At 67.1% G+C, this 15,074-nt stretch carries 16 protein-coding genes; 8 read left to right on the top strand and 8 right to left on the bottom strand.

Translation table 11 applies throughout. The features are described 5' to 3' along the window. Positions 1-30: 30 nt before the first annotated feature. The 5 genes from EH231_RS10770 to EH231_RS10750 are packed head-to-tail and all read right to left on the bottom strand — an operon-like array spanning position 31 to position 4,565. Positions 31-1,620 carry an N-acyl-D-amino-acid deacylase family protein gene (locus EH231_RS10770; protein WP_090431846.1) on the bottom strand — a complete coding sequence of 530 codons (1,590 nt, stop codon included), beginning with the start codon at positions 1,618-1,620 and terminating at the stop codon, positions 31-33. 1 nt (position 1,621) lies between these two features. Next, positions 1,622-2,350: an amino acid ABC transporter ATP-binding protein gene (locus EH231_RS10765; RefSeq protein WP_124712394.1), complete on the bottom strand. Its 729-nt coding sequence runs from the start codon at positions 2,348-2,350 to the stop codon at positions 1,622-1,624. Then, complete coding sequence (locus EH231_RS10760; RefSeq protein WP_124712393.1) at positions 2,347-3,054, bottom strand: amino acid ABC transporter permease; 708 nt, start codon at positions 3,052-3,054, stop codon at positions 2,347-2,349. Before EH231_RS10760 ends, EH231_RS10765 begins: the two co-directional genes overlap by 4 nt. Next, positions 3,054-3,716 carry an amino acid ABC transporter permease gene (locus EH231_RS10755; RefSeq protein ID WP_090431842.1) on the bottom strand — a complete coding sequence of 221 codons (663 nt, stop codon included), beginning with the start codon at positions 3,714-3,716 and terminating at the stop codon, positions 3,054-3,056. Before EH231_RS10755 ends, EH231_RS10760 begins: the two co-directional genes overlap by 1 nt. 33 nt (positions 3,717-3,749) lie before the next feature. Continuing rightward, entirely contained in the window at positions 3,750-4,565 is an 816-nt protein-coding gene (locus EH231_RS10750) for a transporter substrate-binding domain-containing protein (protein WP_090431840.1), read from the bottom strand. A gap of 202 nt (positions 4,566-4,767) precedes the next feature. On the opposite strand from EH231_RS10750, the gene EH231_RS10745 reads away from it, so the two are divergent. The 4 genes from EH231_RS10745 to EH231_RS10730 are packed head-to-tail and all read left to right on the top strand — an operon-like array spanning position 4,768 to position 8,296. Further along, complete coding sequence (locus EH231_RS10745) at positions 4,768-5,445, top strand: GntR family transcriptional regulator (RefSeq protein WP_090432228.1); 678 nt, start codon at positions 4,768-4,770, stop codon at positions 5,443-5,445. Positions 5,446-5,505: 60 nt separating this feature from the next. After that, positions 5,506-6,903, top strand: coding sequence for a purine-cytosine permease family protein (locus tag EH231_RS10740; protein WP_090431838.1), 1,398 nt, complete (start codon positions 5,506-5,508; stop codon positions 6,901-6,903). Further along, positions 6,900-7,340 carry a nucleoside deaminase gene (locus tag EH231_RS10735; protein WP_090431837.1) on the top strand — a complete coding sequence of 147 codons (441 nt, stop codon included), beginning with the start codon at positions 6,900-6,902 and terminating at the stop codon, positions 7,338-7,340. The genes EH231_RS10740 and EH231_RS10735 overlap by 4 nt, the downstream gene beginning before the upstream one ends. Then, positions 7,337-8,296 (top strand): isopenicillin N synthase family dioxygenase, encoded by a 960-nt coding sequence (locus EH231_RS10730; protein ID WP_124712392.1) that lies wholly within the window; start codon positions 7,337-7,339, stop codon positions 8,294-8,296. Before EH231_RS10735 ends, EH231_RS10730 begins: the two co-directional genes overlap by 4 nt. On the opposite strand, the gene EH231_RS10725 is transcribed toward EH231_RS10730, so the two are convergent. Then, the gene (locus EH231_RS10725; RefSeq protein WP_124712391.1) at positions 8,249-9,175 is read right to left on the bottom strand and encodes an aldo/keto reductase; all 927 of its coding nucleotides are present in this window, start codon (positions 9,173-9,175) and stop codon (positions 8,249-8,251) included. The two genes, EH231_RS10730 and EH231_RS10725, sit on opposite strands and share 48 nt — an antisense overlap. Positions 9,176-9,258: 83 nt before the next feature. On the opposite strand from EH231_RS10725, the gene EH231_RS10720 reads away from it, so the two are divergent. The 4 genes from EH231_RS10720 to EH231_RS10705 all read left to right on the top strand — a co-directional run bounded on the left by EH231_RS10720 (position 9,259) and on the right by EH231_RS10705 (position 12,923). Further along, positions 9,259-9,813: a TetR/AcrR family transcriptional regulator gene (locus EH231_RS10720; RefSeq protein WP_124712390.1), complete on the top strand. Its 555-nt coding sequence runs from the start codon at positions 9,259-9,261 to the stop codon at positions 9,811-9,813. Positions 9,814-9,922: 109 nt separating this feature from the next. Continuing rightward, entirely contained in the window at positions 9,923-10,402 is a 480-nt protein-coding gene (locus EH231_RS10715; RefSeq protein WP_124712389.1) for a ribose-5-phosphate isomerase, read from the top strand. 3 nt (positions 10,403-10,405) lie between these two features. Continuing rightward, complete coding sequence (locus EH231_RS10710; protein WP_090431830.1) at positions 10,406-11,200, top strand: Fpg/Nei family DNA glycosylase; 795 nt, start codon at positions 10,406-10,408, stop codon at positions 11,198-11,200. Between the two features lie 37 nt (positions 11,201-11,237). After that, positions 11,238-12,923 (top strand): cation:proton antiporter, encoded by a 1,686-nt coding sequence (locus tag EH231_RS10705; protein WP_124712388.1) that lies wholly within the window; start codon positions 11,238-11,240, stop codon positions 12,921-12,923. A gap of 79 nt (positions 12,924-13,002) precedes the next feature. Here EH231_RS10705 and EH231_RS10700 read toward each other — a convergent pair whose 3' ends face one another. Continuing rightward, complete coding sequence (locus EH231_RS10700) at positions 13,003-13,821, bottom strand: hypothetical protein (protein WP_090432224.1); 819 nt, start codon at positions 13,819-13,821, stop codon at positions 13,003-13,005. A gap of 51 nt (positions 13,822-13,872) precedes the next feature. Further along, on the bottom strand, positions 13,873-15,060 hold the full coding sequence (locus EH231_RS10695) for a serine hydrolase domain-containing protein (protein WP_090431826.1): 1,188 nt from the start codon (positions 15,058-15,060) through the stop codon (positions 13,873-13,875). Positions 15,061-15,074 lie beyond the last annotated feature (14 nt).

Genomic DNA, 15,074 nt, shown 5'->3' with positions numbered 1-15,074 from the left:
GGAGCTCCTCGGGATGATGCGGTCGTGTGGTCACGGCCGGTGGGTGAGCATGAGTCCGGGCCTGCGGCCCGTGTGGGTGGCGTCGGTGACGACGGGCACGCCGTTCACCCAGACATGTCGCGCCGCGTCGGCATATCGGGGCGGCAGCGTCCAGGTGTCGGTGCGGCCGATGATCGCGGGGTCGAACGCGACGACATCGGCGAAAGCGCCCTCGCGTAGTTCACCCCGGTCGCGCATGCCGAAGTGTTCGGCGACCATGCCGGTCATCTTGTGGATGGCCGTCTCCAGCGACAGGGTGCCCGTCCGCACGTGGTGAGTCAGGTAATGCGTATGTCCGTGGTAGAACAGCGGATTGCGGGTGCGGCCGTCGAGGGCGCCGTGTCGGCAGGTGGTGAAGGCGTCGACCCCGAGCAGGAAGTGGTCGTGCGCGATGGCCTCGGCGAGGTGGCCCGCGGTGAACAATTCGCCGAGCAGCTGCACACTGCCCATGTCGGCGCCCGCCGCGGTGAGGATGTCGAACAGGCACTCCCATTCGTCGGCGCCGTGCTTCTCGGCGATCTCGGTGAAGGGCAGTCCTTCCCAGTCGGGGTGGGTCGGGCTGACTCCGAGCCGCACGCGGTGCCACTGGCCGCGGTGGACGAACCGCCAGTAGCGGTCGCTGTCCCGGCGCACTTGCTCCCGGACTTCCCGGTCCTTGAGCAGCTCGGCGGCCTCGGCGCCGGGACGCTCTGCCAACCAGGCGGGGAGTAACCCGGTGGCCATGCCGATACCGTGGGGGTAGGGGGTCATGTCGGCCAACACATCGGTTCCACGCTGTCGTTCGGTGACAACGCGCTCGGCCGCGCGCTCCCAGGCGCCGGATTCGGCACCGGTGTCGTGACGCACGTTCAGGTGCGAAAGTTGAGCCCGCACCTGCCCTCCGTCGACGACGGCGAAGAACTCGTCCACGGCGCTGTCGAGATCGGCGTCGCGGTTTCGGATGTGGCTGGCATACATGCCGTCACGCCGGCCTGCCGCCTGGGCGAGCGTCACGAGTTCCTCGGTGGCCGCGAAGCGTCCTGAGCCGTACTCCAGTCCGCTGGAGAAGCCGATCGCGCCGGCCTCCATCGCTTCCTCGAGCAGGCGTATCTGCGCGCGCAGTTGGTCGGTGGATGACCGCGCGGCGCAGCGAATCGCAGTGTGCCCCACGAACCACATGAGGTTCTGCGCTGTCGGACCCGAGTGCACCCGCTGCACGAGCTCGCCGAAGCTGCGCCAGTCGACCGGACCGTCGTAGCCCATGGCGCGCAGGGCACTTGCGGTCGTGTCGACATCGTCCTCTCCGATCGGGGCATAGGTGACGCCACAGTTGCCGACCACCTCGGTGGTGACGCCCTGGTGGATCGTGCTGAACGCGTCGGGATTGCCCAGCACTGACCAGTCGCTGTGGCTGTGCGGATCGATCAGCCCGGGGGTGATGGTCATGCCGGTGCAGTCGAGGGTGGTGACCGCTCGGACCTCGGGCGACAACCCGACGAATGCGATGCGGTTCCCGCGCAGACCGACATCGGCTCGCCGCGCAGGCGTCCCGGTACCGTCGACGATTTCTGCGCCCGTCAGCAAGTAGTCCAGTACCGGCATCTCAGAGCACCTTGCTCAGGAACTCCCGCGTGCGGGGCTCCTGCGGGCAGGTGAACATCGATGTCGGGCTGGCGGTTTCGACGATTATGCCCTTGTCCATGTAGATCACCCGGTCGGAGACCTCGCGGGCAAAGCCCATCTCGTGGGTCACCACGACCATCGTCATGCCCTCGGCGGCGAGGTCTTTCATCACCGCCAGCACCTCGCCGACGATCTCGGGGTCCAGCGCTGACGTGGGCTCGTCGAACAGCATGATCTTTGGATCCATGGCCAGCGCACGGGCGATGGCCACGCGTTGTTTCTGGCCACCCGACAGCGAATCGGGATAGACGTCGGCCTTGTCTGCCAGACCAACTCGCCCCAGTAGGGTGCGGGCTCGTTCCGCGGCCTCGCTCCTGGTGCGACCCAGTACCCGCCGCGGCGCCAGCACGATGTTCTCGATGACGGTCATGTGCGGAAAGAGGTTGAAATGCTGGAACACCATGCCGACGTCGCGGCGCACCACGGCAAGGTCGGCGGTCTTCTCCTGGGGCCCTAGCGTGTGTTGGTTGATCACGATCGTGCCGTGCGACGGCCGTTCCAAACCGTTCATGCAGCGCAGCAGCGTGCTCTTGCCCGAGCCCGACGCGCCGATGATGCACACCACTTCACGCTCGGCCACCCGGCACGAAACGCCGTGCAGTACCTCGGTGTCGCCGAAGCTCAGCCGGAGTCCGTCGACCTCGATCATTTGTTCGCTCCTGTAGTGAGGGTGAGGGTGTCGCCGACATCGGGCGCCTTGACGTGAATGCCGAGCCGTTGTTCGTATCGGCGGCCCAGCGACGAAAGCGCGTAGCAGATGACGAAGTAGCAGGCCCCGACGATGAGGTAGGTGGTGATCGGATCGGCTGTCAGCGAGCTGACCACGTTGCCCGCGCGGGTCAGTTCGATGAGACCGATGACTGCGACCAGTGAGCTGTCTTTGATCAGCACCACCAGGAAACCGACACCGGGTGGCACGATCACCCGCGCGGCCTGCGGCAGGATGACCCAGCGCATGCGTTGGGCGTAGGACAGCCCGAGTGCGTCTGCGGCCTCGAACTGTCCGCGGGGGACGGACTGGATGCTGCCGCGCACGAGCTCGCCGATATAGGCCGACGCGAACACCGACAGCGCGATCACCGCGGCCCAGTACTCCGAGAGGCTGCTGCCCGGGGCCATCAACGGTATGCCGAAGTAGACGAAGAAGATGATCAGCAACACCGGGATGCCGCGGATCAACGCGACGTAGAGAGCGGCCACCCACCGCAGGGCGCGGATTGTTCCGGTGGACATCAGGCCGATGACGATTCCGAACACGCCGCCGAAAAGCACTGACAGCGTGCATATCTGGAGAGTCACGAGGGCCCCGTGCCAGATCAACGAGAGATGTTGGGTGCCGAGTCCTTCGAACATCACGCCACCTTCCACTTGATGAACCAGGTTTCGACGATTCGCGAAAGGCTCGCGATGAGGAACGCGACCGCGAAGTAGAGCAGGCCGCCGACGGTGAACGCCTCGATGGTGCGGAACGTGGTCGAGGTGATTCCCATCATCACGTGCATCAGGTCGGGCAGGGATACGACCGACGTGATCGACGAGGCGAGGAACAGCAGAATGGTCTGATTGGTAATGGCCGGCAGGACATTTCGCATCGCCGGTGGGAACAGCACCCGCCAGAAGGTGTCGCGCGGACTGAGCCCGAGTGCCGCGCCCGCTTCGCGCAGGCCGGCCGGCACGGATTGAAAGCCGGCGCGGAAGATCTCGGCCATGTACGCCGCGTTGTTGATACTGAGAGCGAGGATGCCCGCGGCAACCGGGTCGAGGTTCACACCGGCCTGCGGCAGTGCGAAGTAGACCAGGTAGAGCTGCAACAGCAATGGCGTGTTGCGGATGACCTCGATGTAGGTCGATGACGCGACGCGCCAGATGCTCACCTTGGACGTGCGCCCGGAGTACAGCAGGATTCCGAATGCGCCGCCGACTACTGCCGCGACCAGGCTCACCCCGATGCTGACCGCGAGGCCTTTGAGTAGTGGAACGAGATAGGGGATCAGGTCCCCGTAGTAGAGCTGCATGTGTTGTCCTGAGAAATGTTGGGATGCAGCGAGTTACTTGATGAGTGCGGGGACGTCCATGCCGAGCCACTTGTTGTAGGACTCATCGGCGGCCCTGCTGATGTTGTAGTTCAAGATGAAGTTGTTCAGGTAGTTGAGCCAGAGCTGGTCGCCCATCTTGATGCCGAAGGACACGAACGAGGGCGCCAGTGGGGGCGCATCGAGCACCCGTACCGCATCACCCTGGCTCGCGCGGACGCCGGCGACCACCGCCGTGCTCTCCATCAGTGCATCCACCTTTCCGCTGCGCAGGGCTTGGATGGAGTCGGCGACGGCTTCGAACAGGCTGGGCTTGGCCTGTGGGAACTCGGCTTCCAAGATGGTGGCGGGCACACTGCCGCGGGTCGAGGCCACGGTGCGGCCGGCAAGGTCGTCATAGCGCCGAATCGGACTGTCCGCGGGCACTACGACCAGCTGTCCCTCGGACGCATACGGCCGGGTGAGCGCGACCACCTGGGCCCGCTCGTCGAGGTTGGTCAGAGCGGCGATGATGACGTCGGCTTTTCCGGTCTCCAGCATGGGAATTCGGCTCGCGTTGGTGGCACTGACGAATTCCACGCTGGCGCCGAGTGAGTCGGCGAGTGCTCTGGCCTTGTCGATGTCGAAGCCTTCGTAGTTGCCGGAGCCGTTCATCACGCCATAAGGAGGTGCATCTGCGAAGACTCCGATGGTGATCTTCTTGGAGGTCAGCACCTTGGTCAGGACGCTGCTCTGGGCGGTGCCGGTCTGACCCGACGACGTACAGCCGGCCAGCACCAGCGCGGTGGTGGCGGCAAGGGCGACGAACACGGCGCGGAGGGCTCTACGCATGAATGTCCTTTGTTCAGAAGATTTTTCAGGTCGAGGCCCGTAACCGTCGGGCCCCGTTTGGATAAATCAGAGATTATCTATAATCTGTAATCTACGCAACAGTGTCGGGCGACAGCGTCTGCGCCCGAATGGGTGCAGGCGGCTGCATAGGATTGACGCCACTGGGCAACCCTGGCGACCTTGTGTGAAGGAGAACGGACCATTGACGGAGGCGCTGGAACCACTGGCCGTAGTCGCCCCGTTGCCCGCGTCGCGACGGCATCAGATCGCAGACTGGCTGCGCGAGCAGATCGTGAAAGGCGGCCTGGCACCCGGTGCGCAGCTCAAGCAGGATGTGCTGGCCGCACACCTGAGCACCAGCCCCGGTCCCGTGCGCGAAGCCCTGCGGCAGCTGGAAAGTGAAGGCTTGGTGCATCACATCCCCAACCGCGGGGCATTCGTGGCGACGGTGAGCGCCGACGAGCTGCTGGGGGTGTTGCTTCCGGTGCGGTTGTCCATCGAGCAGTTCGCCGTGGAGAAGGCAAGCCTCGATCCAGCCGTGCTGGCCGAGCTGCAGCGGCTGGTGGCGCTCATGGACGATGCCGCGGCGGCCGACGACCTGGATCTGCTCAACGAACTCGATGTGCTGTTTCACGAGTCGATCGTCAAGAGCGCTCACTCTGAACACGCGATGCAACTGTGGGCCAGTGTGCAACCGCGCATCCGGATGCAGATCCACCGGCTCGCCAGGCGCCACGACAGCCCGTTCGCGATCCCCGAAGAGCACCGCGCTCTACTGCACGCGATCACGACCGGCGGGCCGGACGTGCGCCGCTCAGCGCTCCACGACCACATCGTCGCCAGCGCCCGCGAGTTGCTTGCCGTCGCCGAGCCCGACTGAACGCCAACCAATCTCCGCGTTCAGCTTGCGTTGGGCCACGGTTCACGCCACGGTGTACGCATGACAGCGGCTGAGCCCAGTACCGACGGTTCCTACCGCGACCGGATCGCAGCTGTCGAGCCGGGCGGTAACGAGCACATCGCCGAGGCCGATCGGCACGGCAAGCCCAGCCAGTTGTTCTGGACCTGGACCTCGCCGAACCTCGAGTTCGCCACGATCTTCCTGGGCGTGCTGGCGGTCTCCGTCTACGGCATGACGTTCTGGCAGGCAGTGGCCGGCCTGGGGATCGGTACCGGTCTGGGCGCGCTTGCGCACTACTTCCTGTCCAAGCGTGGCCCCCTGCACGGCGTGCCGCAGATGGTGCTGGGCCGGCTGGCGTTCGGCTTCAAGGGCAACGCCGTGCCCTCGCTGCTGATGACGGTGACCGCGGGCATCGGGTGGTTCGCCACCAACAGCGTCAGCGGTGCGTTCGCGCTCTCCACGCTGTTCGGCATCGCTCCGGTGCTGGCGCTGGTGCTCGTCGTCGTGGTGCAGACCGCGCTGGCGGTGTTCGGGCACAACCTGGTTCAGGCTTTCGAGCGGTGGGCCTTCCCGGTGCTCGCGGTCATCTTCGCGATCACCTCCGTGGTGATCCTGACCAAGGCCGATTTCGGTGCGCCCGCGGTGACCGGCGGTGTCGGCGGTATGGGGGGCTTCCTGCTGACCGTGGGCACCGCGTTCGGCTATGTCGCGGGGTGGGCGCCGTACGCCGCCGACTACACGCGGTACCTGCCGCGGTCCGAGGCCCGACCCCGCACCGGGTTCTTCGCCGCCGCAGGACTGTTCGTGTCCTGCATGCTGCTTCAGACGGTGGGTGCGGCCTCGGTGACCATCGGCCCTGCGGTCTCGGACAATCCGACCACTGCCTTCACCTCGGAATTGGCCCCGTGGCTGGCGAGTCTGACCCTGTTGGCCATCGCGATCGGGGCGGTGGCCGCCAACGCGATCAACATCTATTCGGGCGCAATGGCTTTCGTAACCATCGGGATCAAGCTTCCGCATCACATCGCCCGGGCGCTGGCGACCGCGTTCTTCGGGGTGGTCGGGTTCCTGATCGCCGCGTGGGCACTGGCCGACGCCGCGGCCAGTTACGAGGCGTTCCTGCTGATCATCGCGTACTGGATCGGACCGTGGCTCGGAGTGGTGTTCGCCGACGAGTACCTGCGTGGCGACGCGCCCGTCGCGGACTTCCTCTACGACCGGTCCTACACGAACTGGCCCGGCCTGGTGTCGTTCCTGGTCGGTCTGGTCGTGTCGGTGACGTTGTTCTGCAACCAGGCGAAGTTCGTCGGCTACATCGCTCGCGAGGTACCGCAGTTGGGCGACATCACGTTCTTCGTCGGGTTCCTGATCGCCGGTGCCTGCTATCTCGTGTTGTGCCGGTCCAAGCTCACCGCGGAACGGGCGGTGCCGGCATGAGCCCGGAACAGATGCTCGACGTCGCCGTCGAGGAGGCGCGAAAAGGGTTGGCCGAAGGCGGTATTCCCATCGGCGCCGCCTTGTTCAGCGCGGACGGGACCTTGCTGGGGGCCGGCCACAACCGGCGCGTTCAGAACGATGACCCGTCCATCCATGCCGAGACCGACGCCTTCCGGGCCGCCGGGCGTCAGCGCGGTTACCGCTCCACGATCATGGTGACGACGCTCTCGCCGTGCTGGTACTGCAGCGGCCTGGTCCGCCAGTTCAACATCGGCGCGGTGGTGATCGGCGAGAGCCGGACCTTCACAGGTGGCCACGACTGGCTGGCCGAGCACGGGGTAGCGGTTACCCTGCTCGACGATGAACGCTGCGTGGCGATGATGGAGGACTTCATCGCCGAGCGTCCGGATCTGTGGGCGGAGGACATCGGCGAATGAGCGCGATAGCAACGATTGACATGTCCCGGTGGTACGCCGGCGGGGCCGAGGCCGACGCGGTTGCCGCCGAGGTCGACGCGGGTCTGCAGCGCGCGGGCTTCATCGTCGTCACCGGCCACGGTGTGGACACCGACCTGGCGGCCAAGGTGCGCGCGGCCAGCCGGGAGTTCTTCGCACTCCCGGACCAGGTCAAGCAGGGCTATTCGGTGCCCGTGGGCGGGCACGGCTGGATCGGGCCGGGAGCCGAAGCCAACGGTTACGCCGAGGGCACCGAGACCCCGCCCGATCTGAAGGAGAGCTACAGCCTGGGCGCCGAGACCGCGACCGGCGACCCGGAGGTCGACCGGATCTGGTTCGCACCCAACGTGTGGCCGGCCGAGGTGCCCGCGTTGCAGGTATTGGTCGACGAGTACACCGCCGCGATGCGGACGGTCTCCGACGACCTGCTGGCGCTGTTCGCCCACGCCCTCGGATTGCCGGTCAATCCCTTTGTCGCCCTGGCGGATCGGCCGACCTGGACCATGAACATCAACCACTACCCGCCGGTTAGCGTGGTGGGGGAGCCGGAGCCGGGCCAGTTCCGCATCGGTCCGCACACCGACTTCGGCACGGTGACGATCCTGGACCGCGAACCGGGTGCGGGCGGACTGCAGGTCTTCTCCGAGCAGGAGGGCTGGGAGGACGCGCCGTGGGAGCCGGGATCGCTCACGGTCAACATCGGTGACCTGCTGGAGTACTGGAGTGGCCGCCGCTGGCCCTCCGGCCGGCACCGCGTGCTGCCGCCGCAGTCGCACGCCCCCGAGGAGGACCTGGTCTCGCTGATCTACTTCTACGAGGCCAACCACGACGCACTCGTCACCCCGCTGGAACCGCCCGTCGGCAAGGTCGGTGGTTTGGAGCCCGTGACGTCATCGGCCTTCATCAAGGAACGCCTCGACGCCATCACCATCGGATAGCCCTGCGCCGGGTACCGCGTCGAGGTCGGCCATCTGCGCGTCGCTGAGCGTGAGGTTGCCGGCCGCCAGGTTCTCCTCGAGGTGGGCGATCGATCCGGTGCCGGGAATCGGCAAAATGTTCGGGGAGTGCGCCAGTAACCACGCCAGACCGACTTGTGCTGGGGTGGAACCGGTTTCGGTGGCCAGGCGGCGCACCACATCGTTGTCGGCGACCTTGGGGAAGCCGGGAAATGCCGAGCCCAGCGGGAAGTACGGCACCCAGGCGATGCCGTGTTCGGCACAGTACCCCAGCATGTCCTCGCGTCGGCGGTCCAACAGGTTGTAGGCGTTCTGCACGCAGACGATGCCGGCGGGTACGGCCTGCTCAAGCATCGGCAGGTCGACGTTGCTGATCCCGATCGCACCGATCTTGCCCTCGTTGCGCAGCGCAATCATCTCGGCCAACTGATCGTCCAGCGGCACCACCTGATCCCCCTCGGCGACCACGCCGGGACCCAGGTCCATCCGGCGCAGGTTCACCACTGCGACCTGCTCGACCCCGAGTTGGCTCAGGTCCTTCTCGACCGCGGCCCGCAGTTCGTGCGGCTTCTGCGCCGCGGTCAGCGGAATCGCCGCACCGGGTACGTGCGCGGCGCCGACCTTGCTGACCAGCACCAGGTCCTCGGGATAAGGCGATAGCGCGGCCCGGATGGTCCGGTTGACCTCACCCTCGGCGTAGAACGAGGCCGTGTCGATGTGGTTGACCCCGAGTTCGGCGGCGCGGCGCAGCAGCGCGATCGCGTCCTCTGCGGAGCCACGGCGTTGCATGGCGCCGTAGCCGATCCGCGCGACCGTGTGTGCGCCGAGGGTGCCAGTGCCGCCGGGGTGCGATGTGGTCATGGTGCGCTCCTGGAGTGTCATAATAGAACCTAAAGCGGAGGAACCTCCGCTTCGCACACTAGCAAAACGGAGGAGCCTCCGCTATGGCTGAGCGGGCTGATGCGCGGCGCAACAGGGAGCGCCTGCTCGCGGCTGCTGCGGCAGCGTTCACCGCGTCAGACGGACCGGTCTCGCTAGAGGCGATCGCCCGCGACGCCGGTGTCGGCATCGGGACGCTCTACCGTCACTTTCCCAGCCGCGAGGCCCTCATCGAGGCCGTCTACCGGGCCGAGCTGGCCGAAGTCTCCGCATCCGCCGCCGAGCTGTCCGGCCGGTACCCGCCGCCGGTGGCGCTGCGTCGGTGGATGGACCGCTACGCGACGTTCGTCGCCGCCAAGAAGGGCATGGCCGAATCGCTGCGCACCATCTTCGAATCCGGCGCGGTCGATCACCGCGATACCAAGGCGAGCGTCACCGGTGCGGTCCAGACCTTGCTCGATGCCGGCGTCACCGATGGCAGCCTGGGCGTCGATGTGCGGGCCGACGACGTGGTTTCGAGCATGCTCGGGATCTTCCTCGCCAGCGGCTCACCCGAGCAGGCGCAGCGCATGCTCGACCTGCTCCTGGCAGGTATCCGCGCTGGTACTGAAAAGGGTTGACGCGGTAGCGCAGTGACCGACCCGGCGGTGAGAACGCGCACCCTCAATCCCCGTACCATCATCCTGCGCTGTGGCCAAGCGGAGTTACCGACCAGTTAGGGTTACCGACATGCGCGTTTACATCGGTGCCGACCACGCCGGATTCGAGTTCAAGCAGACCATCATCGAGCACCTCAAGAAGACCGGCCACGAGCCGATCGACTGCGGTGCCTACACCTACGACGCCGATGACGACTACCCGGCGTTCTGTATCGACGCGGCGGTCAGGACAGTCGCCGACCCGGGCAGCCTGGGCATCGTGCTGGGCGGGTCGGGCAACGGTGAGCAGATCGCCGCGAACAAGGTGCCCGGTGCCCGCTGTGCCCTGGCCTGGAGCGTCGAGACCGCCAAACTGGCCCGCGAGCACAACAACGCGCAACTGATGGGTCTGGGTGGACGCATGCACAGCGAGGAGGAGGCGCTGGCCATCGTCGACGCGTTCCTGTCGACGCCGTGGTCGGAGGCCGAGCGTCACCAGCGCCGCATCGACATTCTCGCCGCCTACGAGAAGGATCACGTGGCCCCGCCGGTTCCCGGCGCGCCTGCCTGACCCATGCCCGAAGGGCACACCCTGCACCGGCTGGCCCGGCTGCACCAGAAGCGGTTCGGCCGGGCACCGGTGGTGGTGTCCAGCCCGCAGGGCCGCTTCGCCGACGGTGCGGCCGCGGTCAACGGCCAGGTGTTCAAGCAGGCCGACGCCTGGGGCAAGCACCTGTTCCACCACTACGACGGTGGCCGGGTCGTGCACATCCACCTCGGCCTGTACGGCAAGTTCACCGAGGCTCCCGTTCCGCTGGGGCTGCCGGTCGGCCAGGTGCGGATGCGGATCGTGGGTGCCGAGTACGGCACCGACCTGCGTGGCCCCACCGTCTGCGAGGTGATCGCCGAGCCCGAGATCGCCGATGTGGTGGCGCGCCTCGGTCCCGACCCGCTGCGCAAGGACGCCGATCCCGCGTCGGCCTGGGCGCGAATCAGTAAGTCGCGCAGGTCAATCGGTGCGTTGTTGATGGACCAGTCGGTGATCGCCGGAGTCGGCAACGTGTACCGCAGCGAACTGCTGTTCCGTCATCACATCAATCCGTACCGGTCGGGCACGCACATGGCTCAGGCCGAATTCAGCGACATGTGGACCGATCTCGTCGAACTGATGAAGGTCGGGGTGCGCCGGGGCAAGATCGTCGTCGTCCGCCCCGAGCACGACCACGGTGCCCCGTCCTACGGTCCGGGCCGGCCCCGCACCTACGTGTATCGCCGGGCGGGGGAGGCCTGCCGGGTGTGCGGCGCCCCGGTGCGCACCGCAGAACTGGAGGGCCGCAACCTGTTCTGGTGCCCCGACTGCCAGGTGTGAGCGCGCGGCGCCGGCGCGGGCACGGGACAATTCCCGGGTGGAATTGATCCTCGTCGTCGTCGGAGCCATCCTCGTCACAGCAATCGCGCACCGCCGTGGGATGGAACCCGCCCTGATCATCGTGGTGATCGGCAGCGCGGTGTCGTTCCTGCCGGGCTTCGAGCCCCCCGAACTGGATTCGCACATTCTGCTGACGGTGGTGCTGCCGCCGCTGCTGTACTCGGCGGCGCTGGACTTCTCCTTCCCGACGTTCTTCCGTAACATCCGCCCGATCCTCGGCCTGGGTGTCGGCCTGGTCGTGGTGACGGCATTCGCCGTGGCAGCGGTCTCGTCCTGGCTGGTGCTGGTGCCACTGACCTTCGGGCTGGCCCTCGTGCTCGGCGCCATCGTCGCGCCGCCGGACGCCGTCACCGCCGTCGCGGTGGGCCGCAAGCTCGGCCTGCCCAAACGGGTGATGGCGATCCTCACCGGCGAGAGCCTGATCAACGACGCGGCCGCGCTGACCCTGTTCTCCATCGCGGTGGCCCAGGTCGCCGGGAGCCACACCTTCATCGAGAACCCCTTCCTGCTGTTCGGGTACAGCGCCACGGTCGGCCCGGTGGTCGGGGCACTGCTGGGCTACGTGACGCTGTGGATTCGCAAGCACCTGGACAACCCGGGTCTGGAGACGGTGCAGGGTCTGGTGGTTCCGTTCGCGGCCTTCATCACCGCCGAGGAACTGCACGCCTCCGGTGTGTTGGCGGTGGTGGTCGCCGGCTTCGTGGTCGGCAACGGTGCGATGGGGGCGGCGTACCAGACGCGACTGCAGGAACGGTACGTCTGGAATTCGGTCGACGTGCTGCTCGAGGCGTTCGTGTTCGCCTACATCGGTCTGCATCTGCGGTTTGTGCTGCAGGACCTCAACGAAGCCCACGAGTCGCTGGCCGTCGTCGCGGTCGCCTCGGTGATCGTGTTGCTCATCGTGCTGGTGATCCGCCCGCTGTCGGTGTTCCTGATGTTCGGCCGGAACAAGCTGTCCCGGCACGTGGAGAGCAAGTTCAGCGTGCCGGTGCCCGACGGTGCTCGCGGGGCCCTCGGCCGGCGCAACCGAACGCCGAGGGCGCGCTGGCGCCGGATGATCGACCGCCGCTCACTGAGCTGGCGGGAGAACGTCGTCGTGTCCTGGACCGGGATGCGTGGCGTGGTGACACTGGCCGCGGCCGCCGCGATCCCGGCGACCACGGCTTCGGGCGAACCCTTCCCGGAACGCGCCACCATCCAGGCCATCGCGTTCGCGGTGAGTGTGGGCACCTTGCTGATCCAGGGCTGGACCCTGCCCCTGCTGATCCGCCGGCTGAACCTGTCCCGGTTCTGCGACGACCACGCTGCCGACCGGGAGGAGGAACTCAAGGCCGAACGCGTGGTGCACGATGCGGCCGACGATGTGCTCGACGCGTTCGAGGCAGATCCGCCCGAAGGTCTCGATCCCCGGGTGGTGACCGAGATCCGCGCGGTGATCGCCCGGCATTCACAGGACGCAGACGAGATGCCCGACCCTGAAGCGCTCACCAAACGGGCCGCGGTGTTCTCGGGTCTGTACCGGGATGTGCTTGCGGCGCAACGCGGTGCGCTCATCACCGAGCGCGATGAAGGCCGGATCGAGGACGAGGCGGTGCGGGCCATGCTGGAGCGTCTGGACCTGCAGGAGGCCGGCGTGTCGGCGCGTCTGGAGAGCCGCCTCTAGAAAGAAATTCGCGCGAACAGACACGTAGGTACCCGAAAAGTGTGAGCCACAGGTACCCGAGCGTCTGTTCGGCAGAGGGTCAGAAGCCCCCGAAATCGCCACCGCCGAAGTCGCCACCGTCGAAGCCTCCGCCGTCCCAGCCGCTGGCGTCCGTACCGCCCCAGTCGCCGCCGCCGGCGTCGCCGCCATCGAACCCGCCGGCGTCGCCGCCGTCCTGGCCCGCGGCGAAACCGTCGGAATAGCCATCGCCGTAACCGTTTTCGAAACCCTGTGCGCCGTAGTTGACTCCGTGCATTCCGGAGAACATCGCGTCGAACAGGAGCACCGAGCCCAGGCCCCAGGCGCCGGCCACCAGGGCCGGCTTCCACCACGGCTCGGAGTACCAGCCGGCGGGCACCGGGCGTCCGGCCACCCGGCCACCCGGGTAGTAGTTCGGTGTGTTCGCCGAGGGAGTCGGGGACGCCTCGATCTCGCGGCCCTCGAAGCTGATCCGGCGGTCCTCGGTGACCGCGCCGGCCGAACGTTGCCCGCTCAGCGACTCCAACTCGGGACCGGGATCCATGCCCATCGCAGTGCGGGCCGCGCGCACGTAGTAGAGGCCCTCGATGGCGCTCTCCTTGGCCAGCGCAGCCTGCTTGGCCGTGGTGGCCTGATCGATCTGGGAGGACGCCGCGGTGTAGCGCTCGGACGCGTCGGCCAGTGCCTGCTTGGAGGCATCGTCGGAGCCGGTCAGGTTGAGCACTTGTCCGCCGAGGCGCTCGATGAGCCGGCGGGCGTCAGCCTTGGCGTCGGCCAGCGACTCCGCCGAACGGCGGCCGTTGGCCTGCGACGAGCTGTAGACAGCGAACGCGATCGCGGCGATGACCAGAACGATGAGTACCAGCAAAACGCTGTTCATGGCGTCCAGCGTACCCACGGAAAACGGCGTCTCCGGGTCCTCGAAGAGAACTCAAATTACGCCGAGAGCGGAGTACACCTCGTTGGACAGCGCGACCGTGCGCGGGTCGGCATTGCACTTGGTGGCGTCGAAATAGTTCATCACGTAGGCGTAGCCGATCCGGTGCTCCAGGTCGACGAAGGCGAACGAACCACCCGACCCGCCGTGCCCGAAGATGCGGGTGTTCGGTCCGGCGATGCCGCGCTGGTTGAGCATGTAGCCCAGACCCCAGCCGTGATCGGCGACTCGCGCGCCCAGCACCACATCGGCGTCGAATCCGCCCTGGGAAACCCGGCAGCGCTCCATGTGCTCGCGGGTCAGGAGCTTCTCCTGGGCCAGCGCGTTGTAGAAGGTCGCCATGCCGAGCGCGGAGACGTGGGCGTTGGTGCTCGGGAACTCGGCGCTGCGCCAGGCGTCCAGGGCCTGCACGCCCAGTTCGTCATCCGGCACGAAGTCCATCGACACCGCCCAGCCGGCCATCGGATGGTCTCCGAGCGAAGCCGGCGGTTCGTCGACCCCGTTGTCGGCCAGCAGGCTGCGCACCGACGGCTTGTTCACCATCTCCGCGCAGCGATGGTGGTGCCAGTCAGGCAGGCCGACGTGGATGTCGGCGCCCAGCGGTTCGGCGATCTCGGTGCGCAGGTACTGACCGAGGGTGCGGCCGGTGACCCGGCGAACCACCTCGCCGAGGATGAAGCCGAAGGTCACCACGTGGTAGCCCTGCGCGCTGCCCGGCGGCCACCACGGCGTCGCGGCTGCGATCCGGGCGCACACCGCGTCCCAGTCGGTCACCTGCTGCCAGCTCATCGGTTCGCGCGGGCCGATCACGCCCGAGCGGTGGCCCAGCACCATGGCGATGGTGATGTTCTGCTTTCCGGCCTGGCCGAACTCGGGCCAGTAGCGGGCCACCGGCGCGTCGAGGTCGATCTCGCCGCGGTCGGCCAACAGATGGATGCAGGTGCTCAACAGCCCCTTGGATCCGGAATACACGCTGGCCAGGGTGTCCTGCTGCCATGGCCTGGTACCGGCTGCGTCGGCGGATCCGCCCCACAGGTTGACCACCAGGTCGCCCTCGACCCAGACCGCGACAGCAGCGCCGACCTCGTTGTGGTGGGAGAAGTTGTCCGCGAAGGCATCGCGCACCCGGGCGAATTCGGACGTGCAGAAGCCGTCGATCGCATCGATCGGCTGACTTCTCAACGATCCTCCAGCGG

The sequence above is a fragment of the Mycolicibacterium nivoides genome, assembly GCF_003855255.1.
GTDB classification, from domain to species: Bacteria; Actinomycetota; Actinomycetes; order Mycobacteriales; family Mycobacteriaceae; genus Mycobacterium; species Mycobacterium nivoides.
Note: the sequence above shows the minus strand (reverse complement) of the source record. Positions and strands in the feature narration are given on the sequence as shown.